The sequence below is a fragment of the Paenibacillus contaminans genome (assembly GCF_003285015.1).
Lineage (GTDB): Bacteria > Bacillota > Bacilli > Paenibacillales > NBRC-103111 > Paenibacillus_V > Paenibacillus_V contaminans.
Genome location: NZ_QMFB01000042.1, coordinates 37,576 through 49,823 on the forward strand (window position 1 = coordinate 37,576; position 12,248 = coordinate 49,823).

At 52.4% G+C, this 12,248-nt stretch carries 11 protein-coding genes; 6 read left to right on the forward strand and 5 right to left on the reverse strand.

All coding sequences use genetic code 11. The annotated features are described in order from the left end of the window. The first annotated feature begins 25 nt into the window (after nt 1-25). Both DQG23_RS37505 and yfbR read left to right on the forward strand, forming a co-directional pair. On the forward strand, nt 26-1,228 hold the full coding sequence (locus DQG23_RS37505; protein ID WP_158560904.1) for a polysaccharide deacetylase family protein: 1,203 nt from the start codon (nt 26-28) through the stop codon (nt 1,226-1,228). A gap of 89 nt (nt 1,229-1,317) precedes the next feature. Further along, nucleotides 1,318-1,935, forward strand: coding sequence for a 5'-deoxynucleotidase (yfbR, locus tag DQG23_RS37510; protein WP_113036174.1), 618 nt, complete (start codon nt 1,318-1,320; stop codon nt 1,933-1,935). 82 nt (nt 1,936-2,017) lie between these two features. Here yfbR and DQG23_RS37515 read toward each other — a convergent pair whose 3' ends face one another. Together DQG23_RS37515 and DQG23_RS37520 are read right to left on the reverse strand one after the other, a co-directional pair. Next, complete coding sequence (locus DQG23_RS37515; protein ID WP_113036175.1) at nt 2,018-2,440, reverse strand: hypothetical protein; 423 nt, start codon at nt 2,438-2,440, stop codon at nt 2,018-2,020. A 108-nt stretch (nt 2,441-2,548) separates the two neighbouring features. Further along, nucleotides 2,549-3,160 (reverse strand): DedA family protein, encoded by a 612-nt coding sequence (locus DQG23_RS37520; protein ID WP_420330275.1) that lies wholly within the window; start codon nt 3,158-3,160, stop codon nt 2,549-2,551. A gap of 204 nt (nt 3,161-3,364) precedes the next feature. Between DQG23_RS37520 and DQG23_RS37525 the strand changes: the two genes are divergently transcribed. Beyond that, the gene (locus tag DQG23_RS37525; protein ID WP_113036177.1) at nt 3,365-3,904 is read left to right on the forward strand and encodes a peroxiredoxin; all 540 of its coding nucleotides are present in this window, start codon (nt 3,365-3,367) and stop codon (nt 3,902-3,904) included. Nucleotides 3,905-3,984: 80 nt separating this feature from the next. Then, nucleotides 3,985-5,325 (forward strand): FAD-dependent oxidoreductase, encoded by a 1,341-nt coding sequence (locus DQG23_RS37530; RefSeq protein ID WP_113036178.1) that lies wholly within the window; start codon nt 3,985-3,987, stop codon nt 5,323-5,325. 131 nt (nt 5,326-5,456) lie between these two features. Here the strand turns inward: DQG23_RS37530 and DQG23_RS37535 are convergent, their stop codons facing one another. The 3 genes from DQG23_RS37535 to DQG23_RS37545 all read right to left on the reverse strand — a co-directional run bounded on the left by DQG23_RS37535 (nt 5,457) and on the right by DQG23_RS37545 (nt 8,580). Further along, nucleotides 5,457-6,758 (reverse strand): ABC transporter substrate-binding protein, encoded by a 1,302-nt coding sequence (locus tag DQG23_RS37535; RefSeq protein ID WP_113036179.1) that lies wholly within the window; start codon nt 6,756-6,758, stop codon nt 5,457-5,459. Nucleotides 6,759-6,877: 119 nt separating this feature from the next. Further along, on the reverse strand, nt 6,878-7,714 hold the full coding sequence (locus DQG23_RS37540; RefSeq protein WP_113036180.1) for a carbohydrate ABC transporter permease: 837 nt from the start codon (nt 7,712-7,714) through the stop codon (nt 6,878-6,880). Continuing rightward, a complete protein-coding gene (locus DQG23_RS37545; RefSeq protein WP_238178226.1) occupies nt 7,714-8,580 on the reverse strand; it encodes a carbohydrate ABC transporter permease in 867 nt (288 codons plus the stop codon). Before DQG23_RS37545 ends, DQG23_RS37540 begins: the two co-directional genes overlap by 1 nt. Nucleotides 8,581-8,774: 194 nt before the next feature. On the opposite strand from DQG23_RS37545, the gene DQG23_RS37550 reads away from it, so the two are divergent. Together DQG23_RS37550 and DQG23_RS37555 are read left to right on the forward strand one after the other, a co-directional pair. After that, on the forward strand, nt 8,775-10,583 hold the full coding sequence (locus tag DQG23_RS37550; protein WP_158560905.1) for a cache domain-containing sensor histidine kinase: 1,809 nt from the start codon (nt 8,775-8,777) through the stop codon (nt 10,581-10,583). After that, complete coding sequence (locus tag DQG23_RS37555) at nt 10,564-12,189, forward strand: response regulator (RefSeq protein ID WP_113036183.1); 1,626 nt, start codon at nt 10,564-10,566, stop codon at nt 12,187-12,189. Before DQG23_RS37550 ends, DQG23_RS37555 begins: the two co-directional genes overlap by 20 nt. Nucleotides 12,190-12,248: the final 59 nt, after the last annotated feature.

Consider the following 12,248-nt stretch of genomic DNA (forward strand, 5'->3'; position numbering starts at 1 on the left):
ATTTTGGAAGAAAGCAGGATCGGGAATGATACGTAACGGAATTAGAAGCTTGCTCCTTTGCGCGGCCGTATTGACGACGGTTTTGACGACATTGAGCATGTTTAAGCCTGAGCATTTGTACCGCGACCAAGTGGCCGTCCTCATGTACCACCACGTGCATGACGAAGCGCAGAGCTCGGGTACGATAACGACTGAGCTGTTTCAGGAGCAGCTCTCCTATTTGAAAAGCCAAGGCTACAACTTTATTACGCTGGACGACCTCAAGCGGTTTTTGAAAGGCGCGACCGTTCCGGAGAACGCGGTTCTCGTCACCTTCGATGACGGCTATGAAAGCTTTTATACGAACGCGTTTCCGATCCTAAAGAAGATGGACATCCCGGCGGTTAATTTCGCCATCACGGAAGATACCCTCGACCCGAAGTCCAGCTACATCCCGGCAATGTCGCGCGAAGAAATTCGCGATATGACCGCTCAGATGAGCACGATCGACGTTCAATGCCATACGCACGCCCTGCATGAAAAAATCGACGGCGTAGCGGCGCTTACCGGCCGCATCAAGAACAGCGAAGGCAATACCGAGACGGAAGACCAATACAAGCAGCGCATCCTCGAAGATACGAAAATGTGCTTGAACACGCTGACCGGGCTGTATCCGCGTCCGATCGACTCGCTTGCCTATCCGTTCGGCATCTATAATAAAACCGCCGCTGGAATCGTTCACGAAGCAGGCGTTCAATATGCGTTTACGATACTGCCGAGGATGACGACGCGCGATACCGATCCGCTTAAAATTCCGCGCATTAACGCGGGAAGTCCGTACATAACCCCGGAAGGCCTGCATAACATGATTATGCGGCGGGTGACTTCGGTCAACCATCCTTTCGATAAAGTCGGGCTTAGAGATACGCTTGAACAAATCGGCGGCGAGTTGACGGTCGATAAAAGCGACGGCAACAAAGTCATCAATTATAACGGGCAGGAGTGGAAAATCCTTCCCGGCGGCAGCGCCGTGCTGAAAGACAACGTCGAAATTCCGCTGTCCAAGCCGCTCAAAGTGGTCGGCAACCGAACCTTCATCAGCCTTGACGATTTGCAAAAGGTGCTCGGCGTGCAGATCGTTTACAATGCCGAAACCCATACGTACACGGCCAAGCTGCCCGACGAAAGCGCAATCGATGCGGAGACGAAATCCGACAAGCAAACTTCCGGCAAATCCGGCGGGAAATAAAATCGTTCCCGGCCGAAAAAAAGCCCCGCGTCTCCTATGCTGGTTCAGGCGAACGTGGGGCTTCATTTTATTCGTGAAAGGACTTGTTTATGGATCATCATTTTTTCGCCTATATGTATCGCCTTCGTTATATCAAACGGTGGAGTTTGATGCGCAATATCGTCGAGGAGAACGTTGCGGAGCATTCCTTCCACGTAGCGATCCTGACCCATATGCTGTGCACGATCGCCAACGAAGTATACGGCCGCGGCATTGCGACGGACAAAGCGGTCACGATGGCGCTGTTTCACGATACGACAGAGGTGTTGACCGGCGACATTCCGACTCCCGTCAAGCACCATAACCCGCATATACTAAGCAGCTTCCGCTCGATCGAGCAGCTGGCGGCCGAGCGTCTTGTCGGCATGGTGCCCGAGGACCTGAGAGCCGTGTACGAGCCACTTGTCAAACATGCGCCGCAGCCGAGCGGACAAACTCCCGACCCCGCCGAGGTGGAGCTTAAAACGTACATCAAGGCGGCGGACTTGCTCGATGCCTATTTGAAATGCGTAACCGAGCTGTCAGCGGGGAACCGCGAATTCGCAGTCGCCAAAAAACAAATCGAGCAGTCCATCGAATCGATGAATCTGCCCGAGATCGCTTATTTCCTTGAACATTTGGCGCCTAGCATGGAGAAAACGCTTGACGAGCTTACGGAAGAAAGCTAACGTCTTTTTGAAGCATTTGAAGCATGACCTGCCGCGCGGGGCCGTCAGCATAACGCCCCGCTTTTTGCGTTGCAGGCTGATTTTAGAAGCTGTAGAACATAAGCACGATCAACGCAAGAAACAGGACGCCCGCGATCGAGCTGAATACGACAAACCGGTTCGTAATGGAATTGTCCACTTCTCCCCCGCCGCCCGCTTGCTGCTGAATCAGTCTCATCGGCTTGCCGAGCATGCCGGTGATGCCGCCGATCACGACGAACAAAATAATGACTTGCACGATCCAGGGAGTCGATACGTCGGCTTTGCTGATCAAATACCCTCCGGTCAGGAACTGAACGATCAACAGGATTTGCCCGATACGGTTAGCCGCGCGTAGGCTGTGGACGTACCCTTCGCGAACGGATGCGCTGAGCGTTGAAATGCGCATGGCAAGGAACGGCAGAATCAGGTAAAATCCCATGCCGATACCGCCCAGAAGATGCAAAAACAAGATGAATCTTACCATTAGGAACACCGACCTCCGATCATCTTTTGAATGCCTTTTCAAATAGGGAGCTTCTTATGTATGGAGCTTTTCCTCCTCAGTATAGCGAATCCTCGTACGGCGGACAACTCATTTTCGTTTGCCGAGCCATGCCGCGAGCTTGTCCCGATAGTAGAACGCTATATATGAAGCGGCAAACAAAACCGCTGCCCCGATCACATAAGGAGCATATCGCTCGAACTTCGCAAAAAGTTCTTCCCAGTGTGCGCCGAACAGCTTGCCGAGCCCGATGAAAAAAACGACCCAAAACGCCGCCCCCGAATACGCGTACAAAGCGAACGTTCTGAAAGGCAGTCGAATAATTCCGGCAAAATAACCGGTTATATGTCTCACTCCGGGTATGAAATAAGCGGTGAACAACAGCGCATTCCCGTATTTGCCGAAGCGTTCTCGCGTTTTTTCCACCTTCGCCGGGGTAAGCAGCACCCATCTTCCATACCTTTCAATGAATGGCATACCCAGAAAAAAACCGATCATATAAGTGATCGTCATGCCGACCGTCGTTCCCAGCATCGCGAACAGCATGCATACGACCCAATTCAAGCGGCCTGCGTAGGATAAATATCCGGCGTACGCCATCGTCGTTTCTCCCGGGAAAGGCAGCGCTATGAACTCCAGCATTAAGCCGAAAAAAAGTACATAATAGCCGTAAGCATCGAAAAGCTTATCGATATGTTCCAACCGCGCTTCTCCCCCAACTATGCCGTTCATCGACAATTTCGCATCAACACATTTTACCACTATCTGTCTCAAAATAACATATGTTGCTTGAATAGCAGTTCTTATTTATAATAATTATAATTTAGTATTGACTTTAATCTGCTGTCCTGATAAGCTAGTAACAGGTTTTGATAATCATTCTCAAACACAGGGAGGACATTCACAATGACAACGCGTTTAGTAGGTAAACAAGCACCCGATTTTACGATGGAAACGGCTTTCGGCAACGGAGAAGGCTTCGGACAAGTTTCCCTCAGCGATTATAAAGGAAAATGGCTCGTTCTGTTCTTCTATCCGCTCGATTTCACATTCGTATGCCCGACTGAAATTACGGCGCTGAGCGAAGCGGCTGAAGACTTCGAACGTCTCGACACCGAGATCGTCGGCGTCAGCGTGGACAGCAAGCATTCTCACCGCGCTTGGATCAATACGCCTAAAGAAGCTAACGGACTCGGCAAGCTGAACTTCCCGCTTGCTGCGGATTTGACCAAGCAGGTTGCCCGCGATTACGGCGTCCTGATCGAAGAAGAAGGCGTAGCGCTTCGCGGCTTGTTCATTATCGATCCGGAAGGCGAATTGAAATACCAAGTCGTTAACCATAACGACGTAGGCCGCAGCGTCGACGAAACGCTTCGCGTGCTTCAAGCGCTGCAATCCGGCGGACTTTGCCCTGCCAACTGGAAACCGGGCGACAGTACGTTGTAAAATATAGGAGTATCGGCTTCACTTCATCATAAGATGACGTTTTGAGCGATCTCCATAATTGGACAAGGGGGGACTTATCGATGACAGCACCGGTTATTGTTTATACAAGCGTCGGCTGTCCGCGATGCCACGAGGTAAAGCGGCAGCTCAAGGAATGGAACGTAGCCTACGAAGAGAGGAACGTTACCGAGAGCGAGGAATATTTTAAAGAATTGCAAAGCAACCGCATTTTCGGCACGCCGGCTACCTTCATCGGTTCGAAGGTCGTCCTCGGCTACCAGGAAGCGAAGCTTCAACAAGCGCTGGAGGCCATCGGAGCATTCGGCAGCGCGAACGAATCCTCCGCTCCGCAAGCGGCTGATGCGGCCAGTGCCGACAGCGAAGCCGCTAAAGCGGAGGAAGCAACCGGCGCGGTTTCCGATACCGGTTCTTCCGAAGAGAAAGATGAGCTGTTCCAGCCAGTGGACGAAAGCATTCTCTCTCGGGTATACGATTTCGTCGTCATCGGCGGCGGTCCTGCCGGCGCCTCGGCAGCCGTATATGCGAGCCGCGGTAGGCTCGATACGCTTGTCATCGATAAAGCGCCCACAGCGGGTACATTGGCGACAACCCATAAAATCGCCAACTACCCGGGCGTACGCGGCGAATTGACAGGCCTTGAGCTCCTGAAGGAGATGCAGTGGCAAGCCAAAGATTTCGGCACCACCTTCGTGCAAACGAACGTGCTGGGCGTCGACTTCAGCGACCCTGCCGTTAAGAAGCTGCAAGTGCCTGAAGGAACGATTCAAGCGCGTACCGTATTTATTGCGGTCGGCGCGAAAGCTCCTTCAAGCTCGATCATTGGCGAGAACGAGTTTGTCGGCCGCGGCGTCAGCTACTGCTCGACCTGCGATGCCGCCTTCTTCCAAGACAGGACGGTCGTGGTCGCCGGCGATAACGACGAGGCGCTGCAGGAAGCAGAGGCGCTTGCCAAGTTCTGCCGCGAGGTCAAAGTACTTATGCCTACCGCCATCGTACGGGGCGAATACGATCTGGAGCGGCTTGAAGCCAAGCCGAACGTAACGATCTACAAGAAATATCGCGTCAAGCAAATCAATGGCGATCATAGCGTCAACGAGGTCGTCATCCAAGACGACAAGAGACAAGAGCAGGTTTGGTCGATCGACGGCGTGTTCCTCTACTTGTCCGGTCTCAAGCCGGGCACTTCATTCTTGAAGGATGCCGTGCGGTTGGACGAAGAAGGCTACGTGCGCGTAGACGACCAGCTTCGCACCAGCGTAGCGGGCGTTTATGCAGGCGGGGATTCCCGGCGCACCATCGTGAAGCAGGCGGTCATATCCGCAGCCGACGGCTGTATTGCCGCTCTTGGAGCAGAGCGACACATTCATCACCGCGAAAACATTCGCGCGCAATACGCGTAAGCGCAGCATTCGCACTCGCGTAACCCTCCGGCCCAAATACGCGGGCCGTGCAAGAAGCCCCGGCGGATTTCCGCCGGGGCTTCCTTTGCGTTGTCGGGACACACTTGCGCCAAGCAAGCAAATTAAATGCACTACTTTTTCAAGCTGTCCCACGTTTTTTGGAAGTCGTCGAGCATCTGCTCTTTCGTTTTTTGCTTGCCGACGTAGCCTTGCATCGCATCGCCGAATTTTTTGCTGGAGGATTCGCCGCCCGGGAATTTGAACCAGTTCCAGCTAAGCGTATTCCCGTCTTTGCTGTACTTGATAATATCGGCCGCCAAAGGTCCGAGTATGTTCTCATCGGCCGTTATCGACTTGAATGCGGGAATGAATTTGAACTCTTCGGTAATATATTTTTTGCCGATGTCGGAAGTAACCATCCAATTCAGAAACTTCTTCGCTTCTTCCTTCACCGCCGAGTTTTTGTTGATGACCCAGTTGTTCGGCACGCCGACGGGAAGCTTATTCATAGCAGCTGCGTCGTCGGAAATCGGCATCGGGAGAAAGCCGATTTTGATATTCGGATTCGTCTTCGTAATTTGCACTTGCGTCCAGTTGCCCTGCTGCATCATCGCCGCTTTGCCGGTCGAGAAGTCGGTTACCTGCGTGTTGTAATCCGTTTGCAGCGGGTTTTTGTTGCCGTACTTGACAGTCAGATCGAATAGCTTCACCCAATTGTCGAACACCGGATTGCCGGTGATTTTGGCCGCGCCGCTGTTCAGATCTTTGATGAACTTATCCGGATCAGCCTGCTGCGCGAACGGGATGTTCACGAAGTGGTTGCCGAGCACCCACCATTCGCCATAACCGTTCTCGAATGCAGTGATGCCTTTCGCTTCCAGCTTCTTAGCCGCTTCCTCGAGCTGGCTTAACGTTTTCGGCAGCTCTGTAATGCCTGCCTGTGCGAACAGATCCTTGTTATATACAAAGCCGTAACCCTCCAGGTTAAGCGGCATGCCGTACAGCTTGCCGTCTTTGGTCATCGGGTCTTTGGCGCCGTTCACCATATCGCTTACCCACGGCTGATCGGTCAAATCCTCGAGATGCTCAAGCCAAAGATCCAGATCCGCGTTTCCGCCGTTATTGAAAATGTCCGGTCTGTCGCCGGAATTGAATTTCGCCTTCAGCGTCGCGCCGTAGTCGGCACCGCCGCCAACCGTTTCGATTACGATTTTGACGCCGGTCTGCTTCTCATACTCCGATACGAGCTTTTGCAGCTGATCGGCAATTTCAACCTTGAACTGGAACATTTTGATCGTCACATTTTTCTTATCGGCCGGCTTCGCGGATTCTCCGGCAGCCCCTGTCGGGGGTTCTTCTTTCTTGGCTGCACAGCCGGCCGCAAGCGCAAGGAGCAGCATAAGGACGAGACCGAACAAAGAAAACTTTTTCATAGTGGACACCCCTTCATCGTTATGATTTACCGCTTACAAGCTAATATTATAAAAACGTTATAACGCCGCACACCGATAATATTGAACGAAAAGGTGGAACTTGTTGAACTCTCTGCTAGCTATCCCTTCACAGAGCCGGCTGTAATGCCCTCGATAATATGCTTCTGCATCGCCAGAAAGAAAAGCACGATCGGCGTTACGCCAAGCACGAGAGCGGCAAGCGCCAAATCCCATTGCTTCGTATACTGGCCGAAGAACGAGTAAGTAGCCAGCGGAATCGTCCGCAGCTCCGGCCCGTTCAGCACGAGCAGCGGAAGCAGGAAGTCGTTCCATATCCATAAGCTGTTGAGCAGCACGATCGTGACGCTCATTGGCTTCAGAAGCGGAAACACGATCCGCCAAAACACGCCGTACGGCGTGCAGCCGTCAACTACGGCCGATTCCTCGACTTCGCGCGGAATCGATTTCATAAAGCCGTGATACAGGAACAAGTTTAGCGAGACGCCGAAACCGAAGTAACAGATGACGAGCCCCGGAATGCTGTTCATCAGCCCGAGCTGATCGGCCACCCGAACGAGTGGAATCATGATCGATTGGAACGGAATGACCATGGCTGCGACGAAACAAGCGAACAGGAGGTTGTTCAGCCGGCTCGGATGCCTGACCAAGCGATATGCCGCCATCGAGCTGATGACGACCAGTCCCACGTTGCTCAGCACCGTAATCATGAAGGAATTTACGAATGCTTTCGGATAATTCATAATGCTCCAGACACGGGTATAGTTGTCAAGCTGAAGCGTTTTCGGCAAGCTCGCCGAGTTGCTCAGCAGATCGCCGAAGCTTTTGAACGAATTCACCAGAACGAAGTAAAACGGGACGAGGAACAGAAGTGCCAAAGCGATCGCAATCAGCTCCAGACCGAACGTACGGACGTTGTACCGGTTCCCTGCTTCCATCACGCCTCAACCTCCCTTCGCTTCGTAAACCTGACTTGAATGATCGTAATAAGTGCGACGACGATAAAAAAGATAACGGACTTCGCCGTCCCGAGACCGTACCGGTTATTTCGGAACGCTTCCTGATAAATGTTAAGCGCGACCGATTCCGTCGAATTAAACGGCCCGCCCTTCGTGAGCGACAAGTTCAGATCGAACATTTTGAACGACCATGAAATCGCCAAGAACAGGCATACCGTAACCGCCGGCATAATAAGCGGCACCGTTATGGAACGGAGCATTTGCAAGCGGCTTGCGCCGTCGATCCGCGCCGCCTCCGAAAGCTCCTTCGGCACATTCATCAAAGCCGCGATGTAGATAACCATCAAATACCCTGCGCCCTGCCAAACGCTGACGATAACGATTCCCCAGAAGGCGGTTGGAGCATCGCCCAGCCAAGGAAGCTCGAAGAAGCCGATTCCGGTTAGTTCCCCCAGCGTAGCGAACCCTTTGACGAAAATAAACTGCCAAATGAAGCCCAGCAATAACCCGCCGATAACGTTCGGAAGAAAAAAGACCGTACGGAGTATGTTGCGGCTCTTGAGCGCCTTCGTCAGCAGCAGCGCGAGCAGGAAGCCTGCCGCATTGGTCAGCAGCACTCCGGCAACCGAAAAGCGAATCGTAAACCAGAACGCCTTGCGGAAATCGGTATCCTCGAGCAGCAGCTGCTTAAAATTTCCCAGTCCTACCCATTTGACCTGGGAGGATACCCCGTTCCACTCCGTAAACGAATAATAGATGCTCATAAGGAAAGGGATGACAACGACAATGCCGAAAAACAATACGGCCGGACCGACAAAAACCGACTGCTGCAGCCAATTTGCCATACGTGTTCTGCCGCTCACGGACATCAGCTCCTTTTACCGACAGGTTGTTATAACGATTTCGGTATGTAAAGTATAAAACTCGCGGAGCATCCGCAACACCGACCCTGATGACAAACTAGGTGGAATTTATTGATCTTAGTTGATACAATGGGATTTACCATTTGAACCTTAAAAGAAGCGAGATGAGGCGCCGTATGATCAGAAGCAGCATCCGCAACAAACTGGTTTTGTTTTTGCTGGCCGCCACGATCGTCCCCATTACCACGTCTATCTTCATCACTTATTTTTATACGAAGCAATCGGTTATCAACGAAACGAAAAGCACCAACTCCAGCCTTATTTATCAGGGTCAAACGAACATCGTCAATTATTTGAACATCATCCAGCAGACGTCGCTCTTCGTCTATAACGACCCGAAGCTGTTCGACATCGTCGAGCACGGGCTGACCGACTATTTAAGCGACAAAGAAGTGTTTCGCGGCATGCAGGTGATGTCCCACTCGATCAAAGAAATTTACCAGGTTTATTTGCACGTGGCCAAAAGCAACCGATCGCATCTTATCCTAAACGACCGTACCCGCTCGGAAGCGATCGATTCCGAGCATATTCCTGAGCTGGAGCCCGGACAAGCTTGGCTGGAGCCTTCCCACCGCAGCCATGATTACGGGCTGAATCCTTTTACGCCCGAGTATGTGCCCCCAGCCACCGTCATCACGCTCCACCGCTCGATCTACGACGTAGCGTCGAAGCAAGTGCTCGGCACCTTGTCCATCGACGTTAACTTGGATGTTATCGCTTCCATCAGCGAGCAGCTGTATACCAAAAGCGGCGAAGAGCTGTACATTCTTGACGATAAAGGCACGGTCGTTTACGGTCCCCGCGAGGAGCAGATCGGCCGTGTATTGGAGGACCGGTGGGTTCCTTACATGCTTGGCCTTCCGGAGCCGAAGGGGAGCTTCGAATGGAAGGGCGGCGATTTTAAAGGTATCCAGCTCTATGAACGAATGTCGACGCCTTATATGAACTGGACGCTCGTCAAGCGGATTTCGGACGAAGCGCTTTACCAAAGCGCCCGCCAGATCACCCTGATCAACAGTCTCGTTTACTCGTTGTTTCTAGTTGTCGTAATCGCCGCCACCGTATATATATCGTTTCGCTTTACGAACCCGATCCGGAAGCTCATCGGTTACATCAACAAAATCCAAAGCGGCCATTTGAACGTGGCGATCGACCTGACAGGCGGCGACGAATTCGGCGTGCTGGCACGGCGGTTCAGACTGATGATGCAAACGTTGAATGACATGATTTTGCGCGAGTACCGGCTGGAGCTTGCCAACAAAACGAACGAGCTAAAAGCGCTGCAAGCGCAGATCAATCCGCATTTTCTCAATAATGCTCTGCAATCGATCGGAACGCTGGCGCTGCAGCAGGATCAGCGTAAAATTTATTCGCTCATCTCCTCGCTCGGCAAAATGATGCGCTACGGCATGAACACGAACGATACGGTCGTTCCGCTGACAATGGAAGCCGACTATGTCAAGGCTTATCTGGAGCTGCAAAAGCAGCGCTTCGGCGAAGGCTTGCAATACCGCTTCGAGCTGGAGCCGGACGCAGCCGCGGTCAAGGTGCCCAAAATGATCCTGCAGCCGATCGTCGAAAATTATTTCAAGCACGGCTTCGATTCGCCTGAGCGCGATGGGAGCATCTTAATTGCAGCGAAAATCTCAGGGGACGGCCGAATGCGTATCGATGTGTCCGACAATGGCCGCGGTATGCCGCAAGATACGCTTGCTGCGCTTCAACATAAACTGGATACGAGCTGGCAAGCCCGGTTCGATGGCGAGGAAAGCATCGGTTTGCTTAACGTTTTGGCGCGTCTTAAACTGTATTTTAACGATCATGCACGGATTGAGCTGGAGAATGTCGTCCCTCACGGGATGAAGGTTATTTTGTGGATTCCGTTGAATCAAGGGGGAACCGGCGTTGAAAGTACTGATCGTTGACGATGAAAAGCACGTACGCGATGCCATTCGGCTGCTTGTGGACTGGGACGGCTTCGGGATCGATACGATACTGGAGGCAAGCGACGGAGAAGCCGCGGTTAAACTTGTGGAAACGGAGCAGCCCGAGTTTCTCTTCACCGATATGATGATGCCCGGGATAAACGGCGTACAGCTGCTGGAATGGCTTCAAACGAATTCGCCGCGCACGAAATCGATCGTGATCAGCGGACACGACGACTTCGATTTGGTCAGAAACACCGTCAAATACGGCGGCATGGATTACATTCTGAAGCCGATCGATCCTTCGGAGCTGAATGAGGCTCTTCGCAAAGCATTCGAGGCAAGATGCCAGGAAGACAAGGCCCTTCAGCACGCTCAGCAGCGGAATATCGAAATGAACCAGCTCAAGCCGGTTTACTGGGATAAAATGTTCTCGAATCTGATTTCGGAGCCGACGTACTTCGAGTCGATTTCCGACAGCCTTCAGCAGGAATTCCAAATATCCGGAGAGATCAAGCAATGCCGCGTCGCTATTCTCAGCATGCTTACGATGGACAGGAATGTGCGCGATAAGTTCGCCTCGTCGCTCGACCTTCTTTTTTTCTCCATCGTTAATATTTGCAATGAATATTTACGTAAACGAAACGCCGGATACGCCTTCCGTTATTGGAACAGCACGAGCGAAATCGTTTTGCTGCTGTGGCGGGAAACGAACAATGCGGAGAAGCTGCTTCACTCGATCAATGAAGGCATTGCCGGCGCCCTCAAAACGAGGTTCGATTTCGGAATCGGCTCGACGGAGCCGTTCCCCTGCGGAATAACCAAGTCGTTCCAAGAAGCGAACACGGCTTTGCGCCAACGCAACCTGCTTAAGCGGCAATCGTGGGTACATGTTTACTCTCCAAGTAACGCTCCAAAATCCGTTGATCTCCATGTCGGCGATTTCGAGGAAGCGATCAGGCTTGCTTTGCGGAGCCGCAGCGAGGATCATATTGAATCGGCTGTCGGGCAATGGTTCGAAGCGGTGCGCAAGCTTCCCGGCATCAGTCTGGAGCAGCTTGAGCTGTGGCGGCATGAGTACAACGTGCTGAGGAGCCGGTATGCGAAGGAGTTTGCAGCGAAGACGGACACGGACGCCACCTCGGAAGATTGGCCGGAGCAAACGGACGCTTCACGGTACATCATCCCGTCCGATCAAGAAGGGATTTTATCCGTCACGCTCTGGCAGCGGGAATGGGCCCGGGGCCTGCTCGAATTATCGAGAAGGACCGCAGAGCAGCGTAAGGACGATCACGTCATATACGAGGTGGCTAAATATATTCAGAACCACTATCACCACGAGCTTGCGCTTCAGGATATCGCCGGACGGTTTTATTTGAGCCGCGAATATATTTCCAGAAAGTTCAAGCAAGTGTTCGGGGAAAATCTATCCGATTATATCGAACGAATCCGCATCGATAAAGCTAAGCTGCTGCTGCAAAGCCCGCATCTTCGCATCGTGCAGGTAGCCGAAATGGTCGGTTACCGCGACGAGAAATATTTCAGCAAGGTGTTCAAAAAATCGGAGGGGCTGTCGCCGGGGGAATACCGAAAAAAGCATTTATAAGAAAAACCGCCTTGCGGCGGCTTTGGTGTTCGATATACGTTTGTTCGTTGGCGAGGCAA

Bases quoted from the DNA above. Each gene is read 5' to 3' on its own strand.
- DQG23_RS37505 (WP_158560904.1), top strand. From the start codon at position 26: ATGATACGTAACGGAATTAGAAGCTTGCTCCTTTGCGCGGCCGTATTG.
- yfbR (WP_113036174.1), top strand. From the start codon at position 1,318: ATGGATCATCATTTTTTCGCCTATATGTATCGCCTTCGTTATATCAAA.
- DQG23_RS37515 (WP_113036175.1), bottom strand. From the start codon at position 2,440: ATGGTAAGATTCATCTTGTTTTTGCATCTTCTGGGCGGTATCGGCATG.
- DQG23_RS37525 (WP_113036177.1), top strand. From the start codon at position 3,365: ATGACAACGCGTTTAGTAGGTAAACAAGCACCCGATTTTACGATGGAA.
- DQG23_RS37530 (WP_113036178.1), top strand. From the start codon at position 3,985: ATGACAGCACCGGTTATTGTTTATACAAGCGTCGGCTGTCCGCGATGC.
- DQG23_RS37535 (WP_113036179.1), bottom strand. From the start codon at position 6,758: ATGAAAAAGTTTTCTTTGTTCGGTCTCGTCCTTATGCTGCTCCTTGCG.
- DQG23_RS37540 (WP_113036180.1), bottom strand. From the start codon at position 7,714: ATGGAAGCAGGGAACCGGTACAACGTCCGTACGTTCGGTCTGGAGCTG.
- DQG23_RS37545 (WP_238178226.1), bottom strand. From the start codon at position 8,580: ATGGCAAATTGGCTGCAGCAGTCGGTTTTTGTCGGTCCGGCCGTATTG.
- DQG23_RS37550 (WP_158560905.1), top strand. From the start codon at position 8,775: ATGATCAGAAGCAGCATCCGCAACAAACTGGTTTTGTTTTTGCTGGCC.